The organism is Desulfomicrobium escambiense DSM 10707, assembly GCF_000428825.1.
Classification (GTDB): domain Bacteria; phylum Desulfobacterota; class Desulfovibrionia; order Desulfovibrionales; family Desulfomicrobiaceae; genus Desulfomicrobium; species Desulfomicrobium escambiense.
In genome coordinates this window covers 91025-114227 of record NZ_AUAR01000006.1, presented here as the reverse complement: position 1 = coordinate 114227, position 23203 = coordinate 91025, and the positions used below count along the sequence as shown (strand labels likewise).

The 23203-nt window shown below is 65.7% G+C and carries 19 protein-coding genes; 13 read left to right on the top strand and 6 right to left on the bottom strand.

Going from position 1 to position 23203, the window contains the following annotated elements:
* The first annotated feature begins 2 nt into the window (after nt 1-2).
* From G394_RS0107165 to G394_RS18330, 8 genes are all read left to right on the top strand, one after another.
* Complete coding sequence (locus G394_RS0107165) at nt 3-2300, top strand: endonuclease MutS2 (RefSeq protein WP_028577080.1); 2298 nt, start codon at nt 3-5, stop codon at nt 2298-2300.
* Between the two features lie 19 nt (nt 2301-2319).
* On the top strand, nt 2320-4035 hold the full coding sequence (gene dnaG, locus G394_RS0107160) for a DNA primase (protein ID WP_028577079.1): 1716 nt from the start codon (nt 2320-2322) through the stop codon (nt 4033-4035).
* A 57-nt stretch (nt 4036-4092) separates the two neighbouring features.
* Complete coding sequence (gene rpoD, locus G394_RS0107155; RefSeq protein WP_028577078.1) at nt 4093-5859, top strand: RNA polymerase sigma factor RpoD; 1767 nt, start codon at nt 4093-4095, stop codon at nt 5857-5859.
* 85 nt (nt 5860-5944) lie between these two features.
* Nucleotides 5945-6571, top strand: a complete 627-nt coding sequence (locus tag G394_RS0107150; RefSeq protein ID WP_245578285.1) for a thermonuclease family protein — start codon at nt 5945-5947, stop codon at nt 6569-6571.
* A gap of 24 nt (nt 6572-6595) precedes the next feature.
* A complete protein-coding gene (gene trkA / locus G394_RS0107145) occupies nt 6596-7954 on the top strand; it encodes a Trk system potassium transporter TrkA (protein WP_028577076.1) in 1359 nt (452 codons plus the stop codon).
* Entirely contained in the window at nt 7954-9399 is a 1446-nt protein-coding gene (locus G394_RS0107140; protein ID WP_028577075.1) for a TrkH family potassium uptake protein, read from the top strand. Before trkA ends, G394_RS0107140 begins: the two co-directional genes overlap by 1 nt.
* A 15-nt stretch (nt 9400-9414) precedes the next feature.
* The gene (locus G394_RS0107135) at nt 9415-9606 is read left to right on the top strand and encodes a hypothetical protein (RefSeq protein WP_028577074.1); all 192 of its coding nucleotides are present in this window, start codon (nt 9415-9417) and stop codon (nt 9604-9606) included.
* Nucleotides 9606-10373: an HD domain-containing protein gene (locus G394_RS18330; RefSeq protein ID WP_051307021.1), complete on the top strand. Its 768-nt coding sequence runs from the start codon at nt 9606-9608 to the stop codon at nt 10371-10373. Before G394_RS0107135 ends, G394_RS18330 begins: the two co-directional genes overlap by 1 nt.
* Here the strand turns inward: G394_RS18330 and G394_RS0107125 are convergent.
* Nucleotides 10339-11586, bottom strand: a complete 1248-nt coding sequence (locus G394_RS0107125) for a BPL-N domain-containing protein (RefSeq protein WP_043775007.1) — start codon at nt 11584-11586, stop codon at nt 10339-10341. The two genes, G394_RS18330 and G394_RS0107125, sit on opposite strands and share 35 nt — an antisense overlap.
* Before the next feature lie 142 nt (nt 11587-11728).
* Between G394_RS0107125 and G394_RS0107120 the strand changes: the two genes are divergently transcribed.
* The 5 genes from G394_RS0107120 to G394_RS0107100 all read left to right on the top strand — a co-directional run bounded on the left by G394_RS0107120 (nt 11729) and on the right by G394_RS0107100 (nt 17787).
* Nucleotides 11729-14392, top strand: coding sequence for a valine--tRNA ligase (locus G394_RS0107120; RefSeq protein WP_028577072.1), 2664 nt, complete (start codon nt 11729-11731; stop codon nt 14390-14392).
* 83 nt (nt 14393-14475) lie between these two features.
* Entirely contained in the window at nt 14476-15984 is a 1509-nt protein-coding gene (gene cobA, locus G394_RS0107115; RefSeq protein ID WP_028577071.1) for a uroporphyrinogen-III C-methyltransferase, read from the top strand.
* A gap of 1 nt (nt 15985) precedes the next feature.
* Complete coding sequence (gene purN / locus G394_RS0107110; protein WP_028577070.1) at nt 15986-16657, top strand: phosphoribosylglycinamide formyltransferase; 672 nt, start codon at nt 15986-15988, stop codon at nt 16655-16657.
* A gap of 10 nt (nt 16658-16667) precedes the next feature.
* Nucleotides 16668-17219 (top strand): AmmeMemoRadiSam system protein A, encoded by a 552-nt coding sequence (gene amrA, locus G394_RS0107105; RefSeq protein ID WP_028577069.1) that lies wholly within the window; start codon nt 16668-16670, stop codon nt 17217-17219.
* A gap of 13 nt (nt 17220-17232) precedes the next feature.
* Nucleotides 17233-17787: a peptidylprolyl isomerase gene (locus G394_RS0107100; protein WP_051307020.1), complete on the top strand. Its 555-nt coding sequence runs from the start codon at nt 17233-17235 to the stop codon at nt 17785-17787.
* Between the two features lie 74 nt (nt 17788-17861).
* Here G394_RS0107100 and G394_RS0107095 read toward each other — a convergent pair whose 3' ends face one another.
* From G394_RS0107095 to G394_RS0107075, 5 genes are all read right to left on the bottom strand, one after another.
* Complete coding sequence (locus tag G394_RS0107095) at nt 17862-19139, bottom strand: TRAP transporter large permease (RefSeq protein ID WP_028577067.1); 1278 nt, start codon at nt 19137-19139, stop codon at nt 17862-17864.
* Between the two features lie 2 nt (nt 19140-19141).
* Nucleotides 19142-19636 carry a TRAP transporter small permease gene (locus G394_RS0107090; RefSeq protein ID WP_028577066.1) on the bottom strand — a complete coding sequence of 165 codons (495 nt, stop codon included), beginning with the start codon at nt 19634-19636 and terminating at the stop codon, nt 19142-19144.
* Between the two features lie 85 nt (nt 19637-19721).
* Nucleotides 19722-20693, bottom strand: coding sequence for a TRAP transporter substrate-binding protein (locus G394_RS0107085; RefSeq protein WP_028577065.1), 972 nt, complete (start codon nt 20691-20693; stop codon nt 19722-19724).
* A 185-nt stretch (nt 20694-20878) separates the two neighbouring features.
* Nucleotides 20879-21562, bottom strand: a complete 684-nt coding sequence (locus G394_RS0107080) for a response regulator (protein ID WP_043775004.1) — start codon at nt 21560-21562, stop codon at nt 20879-20881.
* Entirely contained in the window at nt 21562-23181 is a 1620-nt protein-coding gene (locus tag G394_RS0107075; RefSeq protein WP_051307019.1) for an ATP-binding protein, read from the bottom strand. The genes G394_RS0107080 and G394_RS0107075 overlap by 1 nt, the downstream gene beginning before the upstream one ends.
* Nucleotides 23182-23203 lie beyond the last annotated feature (22 nt).

Genomic DNA, 23203 nt, shown 5'->3' with positions numbered 1-23203 from the left:
CTATGGATTCAAGAACATTGCAGCTGCTGGAATTCCCCAAGGTCCTGCAGCACCTTTCGCATTTTGCGGTCAGCGAGGCGGGCAGGGATGCCTGCCTTTCGCTTTTGCCCGATACCGACCCCGTCCGCATCGCCGAGCGCCTGTCCCTGGTGCGCGAAACCATGCATCTGTGCGGCAGTCGGGACGTGCATCTTTCCGTATTTCCCGACGTGGCCGGCGTCTTCGCCTTCTTGAAGAACCCACTGGCCTATCTCGACCTGGACGGGCTGGCCGGCGTGCGGGAGATGCTTAAGGCCGCGGCCACGCTGCTGGACGGCCTGGGCGACGCCGACTCCGGTCGCTATCCCGGTCTGAGCGCCCTGGTCGCGGGTCTGACCCTGCCGCCCAAGACGTGGTCGGCCCTGTCGCGTTGTTTGGGCCCGGACGGGACCATTCGCGACGAGGCCTCGCCGGAGCTCTACTCCGTGCGCCAGGAAATCCGCCGCGTGCACCAGATGTGCACGCGCAAGGTCCAGGACTTCTTCCAGAACAAGGACCTGCAGTTCATGCTGCAGGACGAGTTCCTGACGATCTCCTCAGACCGCTACGTCCTGGCCCTCAAGAACAATTTCAAGGGGCGCCTCAAGGGCATCGTCCACGACTATTCCCAGACGGGCGAGACGTGCTACTTCGAGCCGCTCTTCCTGGTGGAACTGAACAACGACCTCCAGGAGCACAGGCAGGAGGAGCGAGCCGAGGAGCAGAAGATCCTGCGCTTCCTGAGCGAACTCATCCGCTCGGAGCAGGGAGCCATCGAGCGCACCTTCGCGGAACTGGTCCGCTTCGACGGGCTCCTGGCCATCTGCCGCTTCGCCGCCAAGGCCGGCGCCCATGTGGTCGACGTGGCCCCCGACGCGCCCCTGCACCTCACGGAAGCGCGCCACCCGCTGCTCGTCTTCGGCCATGAGGGCGTCGTGCCCGTGGACCTTGTCCTGCACGAGGGCCAGAAGGTGCTGATCATCACCGGCGGCAACGCCGGCGGCAAGACCGTGTGCCTGAAGACCCTGGGGTTGCTCGGCCTCATGGCCCACGCCGGGCTGCCGGTCACGGCCGCCGAGGGCAGCACCATGCCCCTGTGGGACAACTTCGTCGTGTCCATGGGCGACGAGCAGTCCATCGAGCAGAGCCTGTCGACCTTCACGGCCCAGATCCGGCATTTCAGCGAGATCTGGCCGCGCATCGACGCGCGCACCCTGGTCGTCCTCGACGAGTTCGGCGTGGGCACGGACCCGAGCCAGGGCGCGGCCCTGGCCCAGGCCGTGGTCGATGGCCTGCTCGAGCGCGGCGCCTGGGTCGGCGTGGCCACGCATTTCCCGGCCCTCAAGGCCTACGGCCTGTCCCGCGAGGGCGTGCGCGCGGCCTCGGTCATCTTTTCGCCGGACACCAGAAAGCCGCTCTTCAAGCTCGGCTACGATCAGGTCGGCGCCAGCCGCGCCTTGGATGTGGCCCGCGAGCAGGGCCTGCCCGACTCCATTTTGGCCCGGGCCCAGGAGTACCTGTACCTGGACGCCGGCAACACCGAAGAGGTCTTCGACCGCCTGAACCGCCTAGCCGCGGAGAAGGAGGACGAGCTCGAAAAGCTCAAGGCCCGCACCCAGGAAGCCGAGCGCAAGTTCGCCCGCAAGCTCGAAAAGCTGGACCAGGAAAAAGCGCGCATGCAGACCGAACTGCGCACGGCGGCCGGCGAGATCATGCGCGAGTGGCGCGAAGGGCGCCGCGGACGCAAGGAGGCCCTCAAGGAACTGGCCCAGCTGCGGGAAGGCGTGGCCCAGACCCGGGGCGAAGAGGAAGAGGTCAAGAAACTTTCCATCGAGGCCATTGCCCAGGGGCAGGTCCTGTTTTATCTGCCCTGGAACAAAAAGGGCCAGGTTCAGGAAGTGGACGGCAAAAAGGAACGCGTGCGCCTGGACATGGGCGGCGTGTCCCTGTGGGTTTCCCTGGCTGACGTCCAGCCCGGGGAGCGCGACAAGACCGACGGCGGCAAGGTCGTGGTCCGCAGCGCTCCCGCGCCGGTCACCCCGCTGCGTCTCGACCTGCGCGGCTTCCGTGCCGACGAGGCCGAGGCCGAGCTGGCCAGGTTTCTGGACAAGGCGCTGCTGGCCGGGCGGAGCGAGGTTGAGGTCGTGCACGGCATGGGCAGCGGCGTCATGCGCAAGGTCGTGCACGAGCATCTGAAGCGTTCCAGGGCCGTGGATTCGTACCGTCTTGCAGACGCGGACGAAGGCGGCGACGGCATGACCAAGGTGGTTCTGGCGGGATAATTTCAGCAAACGGAGCCTGATGAGCACGTTTGACCAGGGACTCATCGCGCAGATCAAGGCGCGCCTGCGCATCGAGGACGTGATCGGAAGGCACGTGGAGCTTCGTCCGGCCGGTACCAGGCTGGTTGCCCCGTGCCCCTTCCATCAGGAGACCAAGCCGTCCTTCTCGGTCAATCCGGAAGGGGGCTTTTACTATTGTTTCGGGTGTCAGGCTTCGGGCGACGTCATCGAGTTCTACCGGGCCATCAACGGCCTGGAGTTCGGCGAGGCCGTGGAGGCCCTGGCGCGAGAGGCCGGTCTGGAGACCCGCCGGCGCCCCTCGTACCAGCCTGCAGGGGCTTTGTCCAAAGGGCAGTGCCTGGAGATGCACGCCATGGCCGCGGCCTTCTTCCGGCAGACCCTCGTCCGGCCCGCCGGGCAGACCGCGCGTGACTACATCGCGCGGCGGGGGCTGGCGCCGGAGATCGTCGAGCGCTTCTGCCTGGGCTGGGCCCCGCCCGGATGGAACGAACTGCGCGACCATCTGCGGCGCGGCGGCTTTTCCGAGCAGCTGGCCGAGAAGGCCGGGCTGGTCAGCAAGTCGGCCAAGGGTTCGTACTACGACCGCTTTCGCGAGCGGCTCATTTTTCCGATCATGAACCTGTCGGGTCAGACCGTGGCCTTCGGCGGCCGCAGCCTGACGGACGGGGACGGGCCCAAGTACCTGAACTCGAGCGAGACGCCCATCTACACCAAGGGCGAGCACCTCTACGGACTGTACCAGGCCCGCCGCGCCATGTCGCACACCAAGAGCGTGCTGCTGACCGAGGGGTACGTGGACGTGCTGAGCCTGCACCAGTTCGGCTTCGAGAACAGCTGCGGCGTCCTCGGCACGGCCCTGACCAGGGAGCAGGTCCACCGCCTGTCCGGGCTGGTGGGTCGGGTGGATCTGGTCTTCGACGGTGACAACGCCGGCCGCAAGGCGGCCCTGCGCAGCGCCGAGATGATCCTGACCCAGGGCCTGAAGTGCCGGGTGCTGCTCATGCCCGAGGGCGAGGACGTGGACTCCGTGCTGCAGAAGTTCGGCCGGGAGCGCCTGGAGGAACTCGTGTCCCGGGCCGTGGACGGCCTCGACTACTGCATGCGTCAGGTTTCGGAGACCCGCTCTCCCAAGGAAGTGCTGCAGTGGGCCAGGGGCTTCGTGCGGCAGCTCGGCGACCACGACCTGCAGGCCTTTTACCTGCCGAAACTTCCGGCCGGGCTCGGACTGTCCGAGGCCGAGTGGCGGCAGGTGCTGCCGGAGCCGGGCGGCGGGTCGGACAAAACCGCAGGTGGCAGTCCCCCGGCCAGGCTTGAAGCCTGCAAGCCGGCGCAGCGGGACCGGGACCTGCTGGCCTTTGCCGTGCGCTTCCCCGAATACCACGGGCCGCTGCAAGAGCTTGGCATGGGATCGGCTCTGGCCACGGAGCGCGGCAGGATTTTCTGGAGCAAAATTTACGGTGCCAACCCGCATGAGGTCTTGAGCACCCTCGATCAGGGCGAGAAGCAGTTTTACGTGCAGTGTCAGATGCGCTCCGACGTCGCCATGGACGACGGGCGGGGCGAGTGGGACGAGATCAGGGAATTTTTGCAGCAGACCGGCCGGCGCCGCGAACTGGACAGCCTGAACGCGGGCCTGCGCAAGGCCCGCCTGGACGGGGACTTCCAGGAAGAGCTGCGTCTGCTGGCCCTCATTCAGGCCAGAAGGCAGGGCTGAAGTCCCGCGGCGTTCCTGCCGGCGGGTGCATGGTTTTTATCAATTTTGGGGGTACGGATGAGCAATATCAAGGATGTGCAGCAGATTCAGGCGCTCATAGCCGAAGGGAAGAAAAAGGGCTTTCTGACCTTCGATGAGCTCAACAAGGCTCTGCCTTCGGAAGTCAACACTCCCGAACAGATCGATGAGATCATCGTCATCTTCGACCAGCTCGACATCGACATCGTCGACGAGAAGCTGTCCCGCGGCATCGAGATCGCCGAGGACGACGGCGAGGAGATCAAGGAGGAGGAGAAGCTCGAGCTGTCCGAGGATGAGGACGGCGCCGACTATTCCTCCCGCAGCAACGACCCCGTGCGCATGTACCTGCGCGAGATGGGCGCCGTGGGCCTCCTGGACCGCGACGGCGAGGTCTACATCGCCAAGAAGATCGAGGCCGGCGAACTCGAGGTCATGTACGCCCTGGTCGAGGTGCCCGTGGCCGTCGAGGAACTGGTGCGCGTCGGCGAGGACCTGAAGAAGGGCCGCATGAAGCTCAAGGACGTGGTCAAGACCATCGAGGAAGACGACCCGTCCGAAGAGGAGATGAACCAGCGCGAGCGCGTCATCAAGCTTCTTGAGGAAGTGAAGAACATCTATCGCAAGAAGAAGCCCCTCTACACTCGCCTCGACGAGTGCGCGACCCTCGACAAGCGCGTCTTCGGCATCCAGAAGAAGATCATGGACTACAAGGAAGGCGTGGTGCAGTGCCTGCGAGACATCAAGCTCGAAAAGACGCTCATCGACCGCATCATCGAGACCGTGGGCGACTACGTGCGCCAGATGCACAACTGCCGCCGCGACCTGTCGGCCTACATCCTGTCGCTGGGCAAGTCCCAGGACGAGATTTTCGGCATCTTCAAGCAGCTCGACGCCCGGACCATTAACCCCGTGGCCGCCGCCGACCAGCTCGGCATGACCATGGAGGAGCTCTTCTCCTTCAAGGAAATGGTCAACGGCAAGATCGAGATCCTGGGCAAGCTGCAGGAAAACGCCATGCATGACGTCGACCAGTTGGAGGAGATCCTGTGGCGCATTCGCAAGGGCAACACCGACGCCCTCGACGCCAAGCAGGAGCTCATCCGCGCCAACCTGCGCCTGGTCGTGTCCATCGCCAAGAAGTACACCAACCGCGGCCTGCAGTTCCTGGACCTCATCCAGGAAGGCAACATCGGCCTCATGAAGGCCGTGGACAAGTTCGAGTATCAGCGCGGTTACAAGTTCTCGACCTACGCCACGTGGTGGATTCGCCAGGCCATCACCCGCGCCATCGCGGACCAGGCCCGCACCATCCGCATCCCGGTGCACATGATCGAGACCATCAACAAGCTGGTGCGCACCTCGCGCTACCTCGTTCAGGAACTCGGCCGCGATCCCTCCCCCGAGGAGATTGCCGAGCGCATGGACTACCCGCTGGAGAAGGTCAAGAAGGTCCTCAAGATCGCCAAGGAGCCTATCTCCCTGGAGACGCCCATCGGCGACGAAGAGGATTCGAGCCTGGGCGATTTCATCGAGGACAAGAAGGCCGTGGCCCCGGCGGACGAGGTGGTCAACACCAAGCTGGCCGAGCAGATCGCCCAGGTCCTTTCCGACCTCACGCCCCGCGAGGAGCAGGTCCTGCGCAAGCGCTTCGGCATCGGCGAGAAGAGCGACCATACACTGGAAGAAGTGGGCAAGCTCTTCAACGTCACCCGCGAGCGCATCCGTCAGATCGAGGCCAAGGCCCTGCGCAAGCTGCGCCACCCCGTGCGCAGCCAGCAGTTGCGTTCCTACTATGAATCCTGATCGAGGCCCCATCCGGATTTCCAAGGCAACCCTCCCGGTTGCCTTCTTTTTTGGTACACTGCGGACGCTTGCGGCCGCGGCCTTGGTGCTGGGCCTTCTGGCCCAGGCCGCCCTGGCCGGGGACTGGCGCGTGCGGGTCGAGAAGGTGCTGGACGGGGACACGGTGGTCCTGGACGGTGGCGAGCGGCTGCGACTGCGCGGCATCGACGCGCCCGAGGTCGGGCACAAAGGCACCCCGGGGCAGTACTACGGTCCCGAGGCGACCGAGGCCCTTGCGGCCCTGGTGGCCGGGAAGACCATCGCCCTGGACAGGGACGAGCTGGACCGGGACCGCTACGGACGCCTGGTGGGCCTGGCGCGGCTCGCTGACGGGCGGCTGGTCAATCTGGCCATGATTGAACAAGGGGCCGCTTTCGTCTATCCACATCACTCGGACGGGGACGCGGAACTGGGCCATCGCCTTCTGCAGGCCCAGGTTGCGGCCATGACGCGCGGCAAGGGTTTCTGGCCGGCGCTGCTTCGTTCCCCGGCCGCGGGGCGCGGCTATCTGGGCAACCGCAATTCCCGGCGGTTCCATGCCTTGTACTGTGCGCAGGGGCGCACGGTCGGCACGGCCAACCAGGTGCGGTTTTCCTCCCTTTCGGAGGCATTCGCGGCCGGTTTCGCCCCTGCCCGGGAATGCACCCCCTGGCCCGTTGAGCGGGGACGCTAGCTCACCACAACCGGAGAAATCTGCTTGAGAGTCATCATTGTCGGCGCGGGAGAGGTCGGGTTCCACATCGCCAAGCGCCTGGCGTCGGAAAACAAGGACGTCGTGGTCATCGACCGCAACCCGGCGGTCCTGCAGCGCATCCTCGACCACATGGACGTGCAGGTGCTCGAAGGGTCGGGCTGCAGCCCCCTGGTGCTGCGCGAGGCGGGCGTCGACACGGCCGACATGCTGCTGGCCGTGACCGACAGCGACGAGATCAACCTCATGGCCTGCACCTTCGCCAAGATGCTCGCGCCCGGCCTGACCAAGCTGGCCCGCATCCGCAACGACGAGTACACGGCCTACGCCGGGCAGCTGGCGCGCGAGATCGGCATCGGCCTCATCATCAACCCAGAGGTCGAGGTCGTGCGCAGCATCGAGCACATGTTGCGCGCCCCCGGCGCCGTGGACATCAGCGACCTGGCCGGCGGCCGCATCAAGCTCGCCGGCACCTGGATCACCGAGGGCAACCCCCTGGCGGGCCTGCGCCTCCTCGAACTGCGCCGCAAGGCCGGCGACATGCCGCTCATCGTCGCGGCCATCGTGCGCAACGACAAGGTCATCGTGCCCGCGGGTTCCGACGAGATTCGCCAGGGCGACCTGGTCTACTTCGTCTGCGAGGACAGCGAGCTGCAGCGGGTCTTCTCCTTCCTCGGCAACCGGCCGGGCAGGAAGAGCAGCGTGCTGATCATCGGAGGGGGCAACATCGGACTGCGGTTGGCCCGCTCCCTTGAGAAAAAGCCCATCCACGTGAAGCTGCTGGACAAGAGCCCCGAGCGCTGCGCCGAACTGGCCGGCGAGTTGGACCGGACAGTGGTCCTGGTCGGCGACGGCACGGACCAGGAGGTGCTTCTGGAGGAGAACATCGGCGACATGGACGTGGTCGTGACCATGACCGGCAACGAGGAGAGCAACATCCTGTCCTCGCTGTTGGCCAGGAAGCTGGGCACCCCCATGGCGATCACGCGCCTGAACAAGATCGAATACATGCCCCTGGTGCGCGCCATCGGCCTGGAGCACATCGTCAGCCCGCGCCTGTCCGCCGTGAACAGCATCTTCAAGCACGTGCGCAAGGGCGGCGTGCTCTCGGCCGTGGCCATCAAGGACGGGGCCGAGGCTCTGGAGGCCCTGACCGGGCCCGATTCGAGCCTGGTAGGCAACGCCTTGAAAGATCTTTCCTTCCCCAAGGGCGTGCTCGTGCTGTGCATCATGCGCGGCGACAGCGTGCTCATCCCTTCCGGTCACGACGTGATCCGCAGCGGCGACAGGCTGTTCATCCTGAGCCTGACGGAATCCATCCCCGAGGTGGAGCGGATGCTGACCCGGAGCCGGGAGGACGACTGATGCGCTGGTCCGTCGCCCTGCACGTGACCGGGCTCATCCTCGTCTGCGTGGGGCTGTGCATGTTCGTGCCCCTGGCCTGCGGCTGGCACTACGACGACTCGTCCGTGGCCCCGCTCTTCCTGTCCCTGTGCGTGACGGTGCTGACCGGTTTTTTCCTCATGTTCCAGTTTCGCCGGCCGGGACCGATGGTCATCAACCACCGCGAGGGCATGGTCATCGTTTCGCTGGGCTGGGCCGCGTGCGGGTTTTTCGGGGCCCTGCCGTTCGCCCTGGGCGGCTTCCCGTCCTTCACGGACGCCTATTTCGAATCCGTGTCCGGGTTCACGACCACCGGGGCGTCCATCCTGACCAACATCGAGGCGCTGCCCAAGGGGCTCCTGCTGTGGCGCAGCCTGACCCACTGGTTGGGCGGCATGGGCATCATCGTCATGACCATCGCCATCCTGCCGTTTCTGGGCGTGGGCGGCATGCAGCTCTACAAGGCCGAGGTGCCTGGTCCCGTGGCCGACAAGCTCCAGCCGCGCATCAAGGACACGGCCATGAGCCTGTGGAAGGTCTACGTGCTGTTGACCGCTGCCCAGGTCGTGCTGCTTCTGCTGGGCGGCATGGACCTCTTCGAGAGCGTCTGCCACGCCTTCGGGACCATGGCCACGGGCGGCTTCTCCACGCGCAACGCGTCCGTGGCGGCCTATGGCTCGGCCTACATCGACTACGTCATCTCGTTCTTCATGCTCGCGGCCTCGCTCAATTTCGCCCTGCATTTCCAGCTCTTCCGCGGGCGGCCCCTGGTCCTCTGGCGCGATCCGGAGTTCCGGTTCTTCGGCGTCTTCACGGCCGTGCTGACCCTCGTCGTGGTGCTGTCCATCCGGCACACCAACTACACGTCCTGGGCCGAGGCGGCGCGCTACGGCGTCTTCCAGGTGGCCTCCATCATCTCTACCACCGGGTTCGCCACCGCCGACTACGAGCTCTGGGGGCCCCTGCCGCAGGGCATCCTTCTCCTGTGCATGTTCGTGGGCGGGTGCGCCGGGTCCACGGCCGGCGGCATCAAGGGCATGCGGGTCATGCTGCTCTTCAAGCACGCCTACCGGGAACTCTTCCGCATGGTCCACCCGCGCGCCGTGCTGCCCATCAAGTTCGGGCCAAAATTGGTCAAGGAGGAGGTGCTGGCGAGCATCTGGGGATTCTTCGTGCTCTTCATCGCCCTGTTCGTGCTGTCCTCGCTGGCCCTGGCGGCCATGGGGGTGGACGTGCTGACTTCGTTCGCCGCCGTGGTTGCCTGCATCGGCAACGTCGGCCCCGGCCTGGGCGAGGTCGGCCCCGTGGACAACTACGCCCGCATACCGGCCATGGGCAAATGGGTTCTGATTTTCTGCATGTTGCTGGGACGGCTTGAAATTTATACTGTTTTGGTGCTTTTCGTGCCTGAATTCTGGAGAAAATAGCCCAAGGAGGCATTCATGACGCAGTGGATCGAAATGGGAAAGTTTGCGGAGCTTGACGAAACGGCGCGCAAGGAAGCGAACCGCCTGGCGGAGTACGCCATCGACGTGGCCCTGGACCCGTCCAAGGTCATCCGCTTCGAGGAGACGGAGAACGGATTCCGCCTCATGATCGACGAGGACTTGTACAAGTTCTACCAGGGCATCTGATGACCCGGGAAGTGCTGCGGCGCATGCGCTCCCAATTCGTGGGGCTGGCGGGCGGGTACGCGGAGCGGCTGGGGGAGCGGCGGGAGCACATCGTGCTCAAGCGCGACCACTCCCTGCGCGTGCACGCCCTGGCCGCCAGGATCGTGGCCGGCGAAGGGCTGGCGCCGGCCCTGCCGTATCTGGCCGCATCCCTGCTGCACGACATCGGGCGGTTCCCGCAGTTCGAGCGCTTCGGCACGTACCGCGACGACGAGTCCGTGGACCATGGGGACGAGGGGGCCTCCTTCCTCGACGAAAGCGGCCTGCTGGATTGCTTCGCGGGCCGCGAACGGGACTGCATCGTGCAGGCGGTGCGGATGCACAACAAGCGGGAGATTCCCGAGGGCATGGACCCTCTGGCCAGGTCCATCTGCGACGTGGTGCGGGACGCCGACAAGCTCGACATCGTGCCCGTGGTCCTGTCCAAAATGCAGGCCGCCGGGCCGCGCGACCCGGTGGTCACGCTGGGGCTCGCCGACGAGCCGACGGCCTGGACGCCGTCGGTGCTGGAGACTGTGGCCGCCGGCGGCAACCCATCCTACAAGGATCTGCGCTGCATGAACGATTTCGCGCTGCTGCTCGCATCCTGGGGGCCCGTGCTGGTGCACCGCAGCAGCCGCCGCATCTTCGCCGGCAGAGGCTATCTGGACCGGCTCTTCGTTCTTCTCCCCTCAGACCCCGGCATCGGGGCTCTCAGGGCCGATCTGGCCCGTCGCCTCGCGGCCTGAGCTGCAGCCACAACAGTTCGTCCAGGGTCTGCAGGATTTTTCCGTAGATACCGCCGTAGCCCGGGAACTTGCCGAAGAGCTCCTGCTTGCTTTTCTGCAGGCTGGGGGAGGCACTGGATTCGGGGGAGGAGGGGGCGGTGGCCAGGATGCGGCGCTCTTCCAGCAGGTACTGCCGCGCCCGGCCGCAGAGTTCACTGCAAAGGTCCAGGCAGGACGCGCCGCGGGCCGACCAGTATTCCGCAGCCGCGGGCGTCTGCTCCGCGTGGCGGGCCTGCCAGACCATGGCCAGCAGAAAATTGAGCGGGGAGCCGGGTACGCCGCGCCGCCACCCCAGGAGCCAGGGCGTGCGCCAGGACAGGAGAAAGTGCCCCTGGCCGAAGGCGATGAGCTCCGCTAGTTCGCGCCGCATGGCGTCGAGAGCGGGGTCAGGCCACAGGGGGGCATCCAGCGACAGGTCCCAGGGCGGTACGGCCGCGCCGCGGCCCAGGCCCAGGAGGCGGGCCAGCAGGGCGTTGGCCTGCGGCGAGTCCGGGGTCTCCAGATGGGCGTAGCTCAGCACGAAACTCCCGCGGCCGAACCCGCCGCGTACGATGCAGGGCTCGCCGCGCAGCCGCTCGGGATCGAGGTTGATGCCGTAGAGATCCTCCCATTGTCCCACCTCGTCGGCCGCGATGCCCGACCATTCCAGGTCCGCCGACCAGAAATCACCGCCCGGGCCTTCGTACCTGGCCACGACCTCCAGGGGCAGGGCCTGATCCGGCTCGAACTGGGAGGGCCACCAGACCGGCAGGGCCGCTTCGTAACCGGCTCCGCCGTCGCAGACCGCGCAACGCAGGTGTCCGCTGAAGTTGGGCAGCCGACGGCTGGCCGGCTTGCGGGACCAGGAGCACAGGTCCAGGCAGGGCGTGCCGCCTTCGGACCCAAGGGCCAAGCCGGCCCCGCCGCAGAAGCCGAGGTAGGTTCCCCCGCTTTCGACGAAACCCCGGATTTCCAGCCGTCCTTCATCTCCCAGAGCCCTGGACTTGAGCCGGGCCCAGCCCCCGGGAACTATCAGGGTGGAGGGCTTGAGGCTTTGCAGACGTCCGGAACGGATTTCTCCGGCCCTGACCAGGGTGAAGGGGGCGTTCATGGCCGACAGGGCGCGGTGCAGAAGCAGGCCCCAGAGGTGCGATTCGTCCCACAGGACGGCCAGGGTGGAGGAAGGGGTGCGCATGGCCGTATCGCCTAGCAGGAACGGCGGTGGCGGGCAAGTCGGGCTTGATTTTTGGGGTGCGCCCCAGTACTCATTTTTGTTTCCGCCGCGCCGGGCCTCCCGGCGCTTTTTTCGCCGCAATCAGCTCACTGGAGTCCATCATATGGCCAACGAGACGCTTTCCAAGGGATACGAACCCGCCGACGTGGAAGGGCGCTGGCTCGACTACTGGAAGTCGCACCAGAGTTTCACGCCCGACGCGGCCAAGGCCGCCGCGCACCCGAAGGACAACTACTCCATCGTCATCCCGCCGCCCAACGTGACCGGGGCCCTGCACATGGGCCACGCCCTCAATATCACCCTGCAGGACATCATGTGCCGCTTCATGCGCCAGCACGGCAAGACCGTCCTGTGGGTGCCGGGCACGGACCACGCGGGCATCGCCACCCAGAACGTGGTGGAACGCAAGCTCCTGGCCGAAGGCAAGCGCCGCGAGGATCTGGGCCGCGAGGCCTTCATCGAGCGCGTCTGGGAATGGAAGGAGGACTACGGCGGACGCATCCTGAACCAGATCCGCCGCCTGGGCGCCAGCGTCGACTGGACCCGCGAGCGCTTCACCATGGACGAGGGTCTGTCCAAGGCCGTGCGCGAAGTCTTCGTCACCCTCTACGAGCAGGGCCTCGTCTACCGCGGCAAGTACATCGTCAACTGGTGCACCCGCTGCCACACGGCCCTGGCCGACGACGAGGTCGAGTACGCCCCGGCCAAGTCCACGCTCTACCACCTGCGCTACCCCCTCGAGGACGGTTCGGGCTTCGTCACCGTGGCCACGGTCCGCCCCGAGACCATGCTCGGCGACACGGCCGTGGCCGTGCACCCCGAGGACGAGCGCTACCAGGACATGGTCGGCAAATACCTCATCCTGCCCCTGGTGGGCCGCCGCATCCCGGTCATCGCCGACGCCTACGTGGACCGCGAGTTCGGCACCGGCTGCCTGAAGGTCACCCCGGCCCACGACATGAACGACTGGGAACTGGGCCGCAAGCACGGCCTGGAAGCCGTCGGCGTCATCGACGACAAGGGCCGCATGAACGACAACGCGCCCGAGAAGTATCGCGGCTTGAGCGCCGCCGAGTGCCGCACGCTCATCGTCGAGGATCTGAAGGCCTGCGCGTCCCTGGTGTCCGAGGAGCCCTACGAGAACAAGGTCAACCAGTGCTACCGCTGCAAGACGACCATCGAGCCCTTCGTGTCCGAGCAGTGGTTCGTGTCCGTCAAGCCCCTGGCCGAGAAGGCGAGGGCGGCGGTGGAGGACGGCCGCACGACCATCTGGCCGGCCCAGTGGAACAAGACCTACTACAACTGGCTGGACAACATCCGCGACTGGTGCATCTCGCGCCAGTTGTGGTGGGGCCACCGCATCCCGGTCTGGACCTGCCGGGACTGCGGCGAGGTCATCGTGGCCCGCCAGGACCCGACAACCTGCAAATGCGGCAGCGCCAACCTGACCCAGGACGAGGACGTTCTCGACACCTGGTTCTCCTCGGCCCTGTGGCCCTTTTCGACCATGGGCTGGCCCGAGAAGACGCACGAGCTGGCGGCCTTCTACCCGACGTCCCTCCTGGTCACGGGCTTCGACATCCTCTTCTTCTGGGTGGCCCGCATGATGATGATGGGCCTGCAGTTCATGGACAACGTGCCCTTCAAGGACGTCTACATCCACGCCCTCGTCCGCGACGAGCACGGCAAGAAGATGTCCAAGTCCACGGGCAACGTCATCGACCCTCTGCAGATGATCGACAAGTACGGCTGCGACTCCCTGCGTTTCACCCTGACATCGTTTGCCGCCATGGGCCGCGACATCAAGCTGTCCGAGGCGCGCATCGAGGGCTACAGGCACTTCATCAACAAGATCTGGAACGCGGCCCGCTTCGCCCTCATGCACGTTGACGGCAGCGAGCCCGAGTTCGACCCCGCGGCCCTGACCGGCCTGCACCACAAGTGGATCCTGCACCGCCTGGAGGTGCTCAAGAAGGAGCACGCGGCGCAGATCGAGGGCTACCGCTTCAACGAGGCGGCCCAGGGCCTCTACGGCTTCGTCTGGCGCGAGTTCTGCGACTGGTATCTGGAGCTCATCAAGCCCGAACTCTACGGCGAGGACCAGGCGGCCAAGGCCGCGGCGCGCTCCTGCCTGAAGCACGTGCTGTCTGAGATCATGGTGATCGCGCATCCCATCATCCCCTTCGTGACCCAGGAGATCTGGTCCTGCATCCCGTCCCTGGACGCCGAGAGCCTGGCCGTGCGGCCCTACCCCAAGGCCCGGCCCGAGTGCGAGAACGAGGCGGCCGTGCGCGACATGGAGTTCCTGCAGGGCGTCATCGTGGCCGTGCGCAACATCCGCGCCGAGCTGGGCGTGGCGCCGGGCATCGCCCTGAACGTCCTGGTGCGCGCCGGCGGCGAGTACCAGGCGTTCCTCACGGCCCACGAGACCGAGATCGCGGCCCTGGCCCGCGTCGGCTCCCTGACGGCGGCCCCGGACATCGAGCCGCCCAAGGGCTGCGCCTCGGCCGTGGTCCGCGGCTGCGAGCTCTTCGTGCCCCTGGCCGGCGTGGTGGACTTCGAGGCCGAACTGGCCCGCCTGGACAAGGAACTGGGCAAGATCGCCAAGGAACTCGATTTCGTGACCAAGAAGCTCGGCAACGAGAGCTTCGTCAGCAAGGCCCCCGAGGACGTGGTGGCCAAGGAGAAGGCCAAGGCGGCGGAGTTCGCCGAGAAGAAGGCCGCCTTGGAGCAGCTGCGGGTCAAGGTGCAGGAGTTCGTCGGCTAGCCGGCCCGCATATTCTGACTGACTGTTGAACAACTCGAAATTCGCAGGACGTTGAAAACGGCCTGGCAGAGAAAGGAAACATCATGGCCAAAGCGTATCTCATCGGCGCGGGCCCGGGCGACCCGGGCCTCATCACGGTCAAGGGGCAGCGCCTCCTGCAGGAGTGCGAGGTCGTCATCTACGACTACCTCGCCAACAAGAGCTTTCTGTCCCTGTGCCGCCCCGACGCCGAGATCATCTACGTGGGCAAGAAGGGCGGGGACCACACCCTGCCCCAGGATCAGATCAACGAGCTCATCGTGGCCAAGGTCAAGGAAGGCAAGGACGTGGCGCGCCTTAAGGGCGGCGACCCGTACATCTTCGGCCGCGGCGCCGAGGAGGCCGAGGAGCTGCTCGAAGCGGGTCTGGAGTTCGAGGTCGTGCCCGGCGTGACCTCGGCCGTGGCCGGCGCGGCCTACGCGGGCATCCCGCTGACGCACCGCAAGTACGCCTCCTCCGTGTCGCTGATCACCGGCCACGAGGACCCGACCAAGCCCGATTCGGCCCACAACTGGCCGGCCCTGGCCACGGCGGCCAGCACCCTGTGCTTCTACATGGGCGTCAAGAACCTGCCCTACATCACGGGCAAGCTCATGGAGAACGGCATGCGCCCCGACATGCCCGCCGCCCTGGTGCGCTGGGGCACGACGAGCGAGCACCAGTCCTGGGTCTCCACCGTGAGCGAGATTTCGGCCCTGGCCGAGCGCGAGGGCGTCAAGGCCCCGTCCATGCTCGTGGTCGGCGAGGTGGTGCAGCTCCACGACACGCTGAACTGGTTCGAGAAGCTGCCCCTGCACGGCAAAGGCGTGGTCGTGACCCGCGCCCGCGAGCAGGCCAGCGGCCTGAAAGACACCCTGGAACGCCTGGGTGCGGCCTGCTACGAATTCCCGACCATCACCATCGTGCCCCTGGAGGACTACGCCCCGGTGCGCGAGGCCATCGACGGGCTCGCCGGCTACGACTGGGTCATCTTCACCTCGGTCAACGGCGTGCGGCATTTCTGGAACCAGCTCGAACTGGTCGGCAAGGACGCCCGCGCCCTGGGGGCCGCGCAGGTGGCGGCCATCGGCCCGGCCACGGCCGAGGCCCTGCTTGAGCGCGGCATCCGCCCCGACTTCATCCCGCCCAAGTACGTGGCCGAATCCGTGGTCGAAGGCTTGCTCGAGCGCGGCGTGGCCGGCAAGAAAGTCCTCATCCCCCGGGCCAAGATCGCCCGCGAGGTGCTGCCCGAGGAGCTGGCCAAGGTGGCCGCGCAGGTCGACGTGCTGCCGGTCTACGAGACGAAACTGACCCAGGAGGACGGGGCCGAGATCGTCGACCTGCTGGAAAAGGGCAGGCTCCACTACCTGACCTTCTCCAGCTCTTCCACGGTGGAGAACTTCTTCGCCCTGGTCCCGGCCGACACTCTGCGCCCCTACGTGGGCAAGGGGCTCAAGATCTGCTGCATCGGACCCGTGACGGCCAAGACCCTGAAGGAATACGGTTTCACCCCGGACATCATGCCCGAGGACTACACCATCCCGGCCCTGGTCGACGCGCTGGTCAAGGGGTGATATGAGTCTGGCCCTGGGCGTTCTCGTCTCCGGCTCGGGCTCCAACCTGCAGGCCATCCTGGACCGGGTGCGGGAGGGGAGCCTCGACGCGGACATCCGCGTCGTCATCGCCAACAGGGCGGACGCCCTGGGGCTGGAACGCGCCCGCGAGGCAGGCATCCCCACGGCCTGCGTCCTGCACGCGGACTTTCCGCGTCGCGAGGATTTCGACCGCGAACTCGTGCGCCTGCTGCGGCAGGCGGGCGTGGAGTGGGTGGCCCTGGCCGGGTTCATGCGCATCCTCACGCCCGAGTTCCTGACGCCGTTTGCCGGCCGCGTGGTCAACATCCACCCGGCCTTGCTGCCGGCCTGCGCGGGGCTGCACGCCCAGCGCCAGCAGGCCGAGCACGGGGTGCGTCTGGCCGGGTGCACGGTGCACTTCGTGGACGAGCAGATGGACCACGGCCCCATCGTCATCCAGGCTGCGGTGCCCGCCTTCGCGGACGACGACGAGGCGTCCCTGGGCGCGCGCATCCTGGACATGGAGCACCGCATCTATCCTCAGGCCCTGCAGTGGATCGCCGAGGGGCGCGTCAGGGTGAACGGGCGTCAGGTCGTCGTCAACGGCGTCGCCCGGACGTTTACGGGCCCGCACTGGACCAACCCTCCGCTGGAACCACCTTTCGACCGCTAAGGAGGCAGGCATGAACGCATTTCAGCTGGTTCTGACCGATGAGGAAAAGCGCTTCTGCAAGGATCTCATCCGCTACGTCATCGCCCATCACCTGGACCTGGCCACCGGGTCGAAACCGGCCCTGGCCTCGGAGACCCTGGGCATGGAGCTCGGGGCCTTCGTGACGTTGAAGAAGCACGGCCGCCTGCGCGGCTGCATCGGCAACATCGTCGGTAACGGCCCCCTGGTTGCGACCATCGAGCGCATGGCCGGGGCCGCGGCCTTCGAGGATCCCCGCTTCCCGCCGGTTACGGCCGACGAGGTGCCCGACCTGGAGATCGAAGTCTCGGTCCTGGGCCCCATCACGCCATGTCCGGACCCGGAGCTGATTGAGATCGGTCGGCACGGCCTGTATATCCGCAAATCCATGCATTCGGGCCTGCTCCTGCCGCAGGTGGCCACGGAGTGGGGCTGGGACCGGGAGACGTTCCTCGACCAGACCTGCGTCAAGGCCGGTCTGCCCAAGGGGACCTGGCGCAAGCCCAAGGTCGAGATCTGGTGGTTCGAAGCCGTCATCTTTTAAAGGAAGGTACATCATGCGCGTATTTCTCTTCGCTTTCGCCCTGTTCTGCCTGACCGTCACCGCGGCCCAGGCCGGAAACCCCAAGGTCGCCCTGACCACGAACAAGGGCGTCATCGTCCTCGAACTCGACGCGGCCCATGCACCGGTCACGGTTGAGAACTTCCTGACGTACGTGAAGGAAGGGTTCTATTCGGGCACGGTCTTCCACCGCGTCATCGAGGGCTTCATGATCCAGGGCGGCGGCATGGACACGTCCATGTCTCAGAAAAAGGGCCGCGCCCCCATCAAGAACGAGGCGGCCAACGGCCTGAAGAACGACAAGTACACCATCGCCATGGCCCGCACCGGCGAGGTCGACTCGGCCACGTCCCAGTTCTTCATCAACACGGCTGACAACGACTTCCTGAACCACGGTGTGCGCGACTTCGGCTACGCGGTATTCGGCAAGGTCGTCGAGGGTCAGCAGGTGGTCGACGCCATCGACGCGGTCAAGACCGGTTCCAAGGGGATGCACGGCGACGTGCCGGTGGAACCGGTGGTCATCGAAAAGGCCGAAGTGCTGCAGTAGACTGCATCGCGTTTGCAACAAGAAAGGGCGGTCCCGCAAAGGATCGCCCTTTTTCATTGGTCTGTCGCGGAGCCCTACGAGGCGAGCAGCTTGGGCAGGATGGTGATGATGTCCGGGAAGAGGGTCAGCGCCAGAAGGCTGGCCAGCAGCGCGTACAGGTACGGCAGCGACGCCTTCATGACCTTCTCCAGGGGGACCTTGGTGATGGCGCTGGCCACGAAGAGGTCCAGTCCCACTGGCGGCGTGATGCAGCCGATGGCCAGGTTGCAGACCATGAGCACGCCGAAGAAGAGCGGGTCGATGCCCAGGCTCTTGGCCACGGGCAGGAAGATGGGCGTCAGGATGACCACGGCCGCCGAGGCGTTGACCATGGTGCCGATGATCAGCAGCAGCACGTTCATGGCCAGCAGGAAGAGGATGGGCGAGTTGGTCAGGCTGGCCACGAAGGCGCCGACGTGGTGGGGGATCTGCAGGTTGGTCAGGAGCCACCCGAAGACGTTGGCCGCGCCGACCAGGAACATGATGATGGTCGTGCCGATGACGGCTTGGAAGATGATCTTGGGGAAGTCCCTGAGTTTCAGTTCCTTGTAGATGAACATGCCCACGAAGATGCCGTACACGGCGGCCACGGCCGCGGCCTCCGTCGGGGTGAAGATGCCGCCATAGATGCCGCCGATGATGATGACCGGGGTCATGAGGGCGAAGAAGGAGTCCTTGAAGGATTTCCACAGGGCGGAAACCGAGAACGTGCCTTCGGCCTTGAGGCCGCTTTTCTTGGCCAGCCACCAGCTGACCAGCATCATGGACACGCCCATGAGCAGCCCCGGCAGGAAGCCGCCGACGAAGAGATCGCCGATGGAGGTGTCGGCGATGACGCCGTACACGACCAGGGTGATGGACGGCGGGATGACGATGCCCACGGTTCCGCCGGCGGCCACGATGCCCGTGGCCCACTCGCGGGAGTAGCCCTTTTTCTCCATTTCATTGACCATGGTCGATCCCAGGGCGGCCGTGGTGGCCGCGGAGGAGCCCGAGATGGCGGCGAAGAACATGCCCGACACGGCCACGGCCTGGGCCAGGCCGCCGGTGAAGGAGCCCACCAGGGCCTGGGAGAAGTTCACCAGACGCCCGGTCACGCCGCCGGCGGACATGAAGGAGCCGGCGAGCATGAAGAAGGGTACGGCCATGAAGGAGAAGGAGTCGATGCCCGCATACATCATCTGCGAAACCATGACGAGGGGCATGTTCATGAAGAAGTGCAGGATGGTGGCAGCGGCCAGGCACAGGGCGAAGGCCACGGGCACGCCCAGGGCGGTCAGGCCCAGGAAGACGAAGAGAAGGACGAATTCCATGGCTATCCCTCCTGTCCGGTGCCGCGCCCGGAAATATTTCTGAAGATGCGCAGGGTTTCCCGGAAGAGGTAGAGGAGCATCAATACGCAGCTGACCGGGATGATGACGTAGACCCAGCTCATGGGGATATCCAGGCCCGGCGCGCGCTGGAAGGTCATGATGGAGGTCATCTTCCAGCCCTGGGTCAGCAGCAGCCCGATGAAGACGTAGCCGCAGACGTTGATGACGATGTCCAGGACCGTGCCGAAGGCCGTGCCCTTGAACTTGTCCGGCAGGAACTGCACGGCCAGGTGGCCGCTCTCGCCCATGATCAGGGCCGACCCCAGGAAGACCACCCAGACGAACAGGAATCGGGCCAGCTCTTCGGACCATTCAGGGGTATAGTTGAACAGGTAGCGCGTCACGACCTGGGCAAAGATGATCACGAGCATGACCGACATGGCGACGACGGAAAACCCGTACAGCACCGAGCGCACGCCCTTGAGAAGCTTGTCCATATAATCTCCTGAAATATGAAATGTCCGAGGTATGGCCGCCTTAAAGCCCGTCCCGGCATCCCGGGACGGGCTGGTTCCATGGCTTCTAGTTGCTCAGGGCCAGGACCTTGTCGATGTTGTCCTGCCCGACGGTCGGGGCGAATTCCTTCCATACGGGCTGGGTCGCTTCCATGAACGGCTTGCGGTCTACGTCAATGACTTCGATCTTGCCGGTGGCCTTGATCTTGTCCCAGTACTCGTTGTCCTCCTTGGTGGACAGTTCGCGCTGCCAGGCGACGGCCTCGTTGGCCGCTTCCTGGATGATGGCTTTCTGGGCGTCGGAAAGCTTGCCCCAAGTGATCATGGAGATGAGCACCGGTTCCGGGGCGTAGGCGTGGGCCGTCAGGGAGGCGTACTTCTGCACTTCGAAGAAGCGCTTGGTGTAGATGTGGGCGCTGGGGTTCTCCTGGCCGTCGACCGTGCCCTGCTGCATGGCCGAGTACAGCTCGCCGAAGGCCATGGGGGTCGGGGAGGCGCCGAGGGCCTTTATGGTCTCGATGTAGATCTTGTTGGACATGACGCGGATCTTGAGGCCGGCCATGTCGGCCGGAGCCTTGACCGGGCGGACGTTGTTGGTCAGGTGGCGGATGCCGTTCTCCATGTAGCCCAGAAGCTTCAGGCCGCGGGGTTCAAGCTCCTTGCCCAGTTCCATGCCGACGGTGTCCAGGGCCTTGTAGGCGTGGGCGCGGTCCTTGAAGAGGAAGGGCAGATCGAAGAGGGACATCTTGGGCTGAAACTGGCCGAGGTCGGCGGTGCCGGTCAGGACCATGTCGATGGTGCCGTAGATGAGGCCTTCGGTCATGTCCTTCTGGCTACCGAGCTGGGAGGACGGGAAGACCTGGACTTCCATGTCGCCGCCGGACTTCTCGGCGACCAGTTTGGCGAAATAATCGGCGCCCTGGGCGTAGGGATGGCTGACCTCGGCGATGTGTCCGAGCTTCAGCACGGTCTTGGCAAACGCGGGCACGGTCAGCGCAATGGCGACGATGGCGACTGCGCACATGAAGAAACGTTTCATGACTCCTCCTACAACAAAGTCGTGTTGGGGGCGCGGATGCGCCGTGAAAGGGACCTCAAGTTTCTGAAGCCACGGATACGCCGGTCGGAGACGAAAATGTCGTTTGGAGCGAAAAAAGAAAAATCCCCATTTTGGGGATTTTGCTCATTGTGCTCACGCTGGAGCGTAAAAAGAGCCGGGTGCGTTCAGCAGCGGAAATACCGGCGCTCCGGACGGCCAACGCTGCCGTAAACCGCGTCGGCGTAGAGCGTGCCTTCGGAGATGAGGTATTCCAGGTAGCGGCGGGAGGTCGAGCGGCTGATGCCGATGAGATCCGCCACGTCTTCGGCGCTCAGCCCCTCTTTCTGGGGCTGGTCGAACACGCCGCGCACCTTGCCCAGGGTCAGGGCGTCGATGCCCTTGGGCAGGCTGGTCCCGGTTCGCTGGGCGCGCGACGCGGCGGGGTGGAGCAGGCTGTCGACGTCATGCTGTTCGATGGCGCAGCCCTGGCGCAGGCGGTCGCGGTAGGCGCAGAACTTGGTCAGGCAGTCGTGGAAGCGCTCGGCCGTGACGGGCTTGATGAGGTAGTCGAAGACCCCGCCGCGCAGGGCCTCCTTCAGCGGGCCCATTTCCCTGGCCGCGGTGATGAGGATGACGTCGATCTCCAGGTCCCTGGACCGGATTTCGCGCAGCAGGTCCGTGCCCGGCCCTTCGGGGAAATAGAGGTCCAGCAGGATGAGGTGGGGCTCCAGGGCCAGGGCCATGTCGCGCGCGTCGTCCAGGCGGTGGGCGACACCTACCACTTCGCAGCCCGGCACACGTTCCGTGAAGCGGCGGTGCAGGTCGGCGATGCGCACGTCGTCCTCGACGATGAGTACTCTGGTGACCATCAGGCCTCCTTGGGGATGACTACGGTGAACAGGGCCCCGCCCAGGTGTCCGCGGCTGACCATGACCTGCCCGCCGAGTTCCTCCAGGCGCTGGCGCACCAGGGACAGGCCCACGCCCCGGCGGCCCTGGCCCTTGGTGGTCACGCCGCGCTCGAAGATGTGGGCCTGCTCGTCCACGGCCACGCCGTGCCCGGAATCCTCGATCTCGAAGACGATGTCGTTGCCCAGGTCCGTGAAGGACATCTCCACGGACCTCAGTCCGGCCGGGCGCTGCAGGGCGGCGTCGAAGGCGTTGTCCAGGATGTTGCCGAGGATGGTCACGATCTTCTCCTGGCTGATCCGGGCCGGCAGGTCGGCCAGGGTGCTGTCGCGGTCGATGCTGAAGTTGACCCGCAATTCCTTGGCCCGGTTGTACTTGCCCAGGATGATGGCGGCGATGACCGGGTGCGGCACCGCCTCGCCCAGAAAGCGGATGAACTCCTCGTACCCCGAGGATTCCGTGACCACAAGGTCCAGGGCCTCGCGATAGGCCTCGATCTGGATCAGGCCGGCGATGGTGTGGAGCTTGTTGGAATACTCGTGGGTCTGGGCCCGCAGCAGTTCGGAGTATTCCTGCACCCGCGAGAGTTCGGCCGCCAGGCGGTCCAGTTCGTCCTTGCGGCGGAAGCTGGCCACCACGCCGCGCACCTTCTGGTCCTGGAAGACAGGCACGATGTTGAAAACGAGTTCGCGGCCGTCCACGGTGCGTTCCTGGTCGAACTCCGCCTGGCCCGTGTGCAGCGTGTGCAGGAGCCCCGCTTCGGGGATGACCATGTCCACCGGTTTGCCGGAGAATCGTTCGTCCTGGGCCAGACCGGCGTAGCGCCTGGCGGCCTGGTTGCAGACGCGGATGTCCCCTTGGTGGTCGATGGCGATGACCCCCTCGCGGATGGTCTGCAGCACGGCTACTCGCTCCAGGTAGAGGTTGGTGATCTCGGAGGGTTCGAGCCCCAGGGTCAGCCTTTTGAGTCGCCCGGCGATGACCACGGCGCTCAGGATGCCGACCACGCTCATGCCGATGATGTACATGAGGGGCTTGTCCAGGTGGGCCGAGATGGACTCGTGCACGCCCTCGGACAGGTAGCCCACGGACACGAAGCCGATGATGGACCCGTCATCGCCCCGGATGGGCGTCATGCCGCGCAGGGAGCGCCCCAGGGTGCCCACGGCCTCGGACACGTAGGATTTGCCCTCCTTCAGCGCCGGCCCGGTGTCCCCGCCGACGAAGGTCTGACCGATGCGTTCGGGCACGGGATGGGAGTAGCGGCGCTCCTGCGTGTCGCCGATGACCACGAAGGACGCTCCGGTCTGGGTGCGGATGGATTCGGCGATGGCCTGGATCTCTCCTTCCGGGTCTCCGTTTCCGAGAGCCTGGCGGATGCGCGGGATCTGGGCGATGGTTTTGGCCGTCTGCAGGGCTGTCTGGCCGACCTGTTCGTGCAGCATCTCCTCGGTCAACCCCGAGATGACATGCCAGCTGACGGCGATCTGGACCACGACCAGGGCCAGCACCATCAGGATGAGGTGCCCCTGGATCGTTGTCGGGCGCAGCCAGTCGAAACTCCGCATCCATGGCTTCATGAGAATTCCTCCGCGTTGTCTG

Excerpts from the sequence above, each read along its gene's own strand:
- G394_RS0107165 (WP_028577080.1), top strand. The coding sequence starts at position 3 with ATGGATTCAAGAACATTGCAGCTGCTGGAATTCCCCAAGGTCCTGCAG.
- dnaG (WP_028577079.1), top strand. The coding sequence starts at position 2,320 with ATGAGCACGTTTGACCAGGGACTCATCGCGCAGATCAAGGCGCGCCTG.
- rpoD (WP_028577078.1), top strand. The coding sequence starts at position 4,093 with ATGAGCAATATCAAGGATGTGCAGCAGATTCAGGCGCTCATAGCCGAA.
- G394_RS0107140 (WP_028577075.1), top strand. The coding sequence starts at position 7,954 with ATGCGCTGGTCCGTCGCCCTGCACGTGACCGGGCTCATCCTCGTCTGC.
- G394_RS0107135 (WP_028577074.1), top strand. The coding sequence starts at position 9,415 with ATGACGCAGTGGATCGAAATGGGAAAGTTTGCGGAGCTTGACGAAACG.
- G394_RS18330 (WP_051307021.1), top strand. The coding sequence starts at position 9,606 with ATGACCCGGGAAGTGCTGCGGCGCATGCGCTCCCAATTCGTGGGGCTG.
- G394_RS0107125 (WP_043775007.1), bottom strand. The coding sequence starts at position 11,586 with ATGCGCACCCCTTCCTCCACCCTGGCCGTCCTGTGGGACGAATCGCAC.
- G394_RS0107120 (WP_028577072.1), top strand. The coding sequence starts at position 11,729 with ATGGCCAACGAGACGCTTTCCAAGGGATACGAACCCGCCGACGTGGAA.
- cobA (WP_028577071.1), top strand. The coding sequence starts at position 14,476 with ATGGCCAAAGCGTATCTCATCGGCGCGGGCCCGGGCGACCCGGGCCTC.
- purN (WP_028577070.1), top strand. The coding sequence starts at position 15,986 with ATGAGTCTGGCCCTGGGCGTTCTCGTCTCCGGCTCGGGCTCCAACCTG.
- amrA (WP_028577069.1), top strand. The coding sequence starts at position 16,668 with ATGAACGCATTTCAGCTGGTTCTGACCGATGAGGAAAAGCGCTTCTGC.
- G394_RS0107100 (WP_051307020.1), top strand. The coding sequence starts at position 17,233 with ATGCGCGTATTTCTCTTCGCTTTCGCCCTGTTCTGCCTGACCGTCACC.
- G394_RS0107095 (WP_028577067.1), bottom strand. The coding sequence starts at position 19,139 with ATGGAATTCGTCCTTCTCTTCGTCTTCCTGGGCCTGACCGCCCTGGGC.
- G394_RS0107090 (WP_028577066.1), bottom strand. The coding sequence starts at position 19,636 with ATGGACAAGCTTCTCAAGGGCGTGCGCTCGGTGCTGTACGGGTTTTCC.
- G394_RS0107085 (WP_028577065.1), bottom strand. The coding sequence starts at position 20,693 with ATGAAACGTTTCTTCATGTGCGCAGTCGCCATCGTCGCCATTGCGCTG.
- G394_RS0107080 (WP_043775004.1), bottom strand. The coding sequence starts at position 21,562 with ATGGTCACCAGAGTACTCATCGTCGAGGACGACGTGCGCATCGCCGAC.
- G394_RS0107075 (WP_051307019.1), bottom strand. The coding sequence starts at position 23,181 with ATGAAGCCATGGATGCGGAGTTTCGACTGGCTGCGCCCGACAACGATC.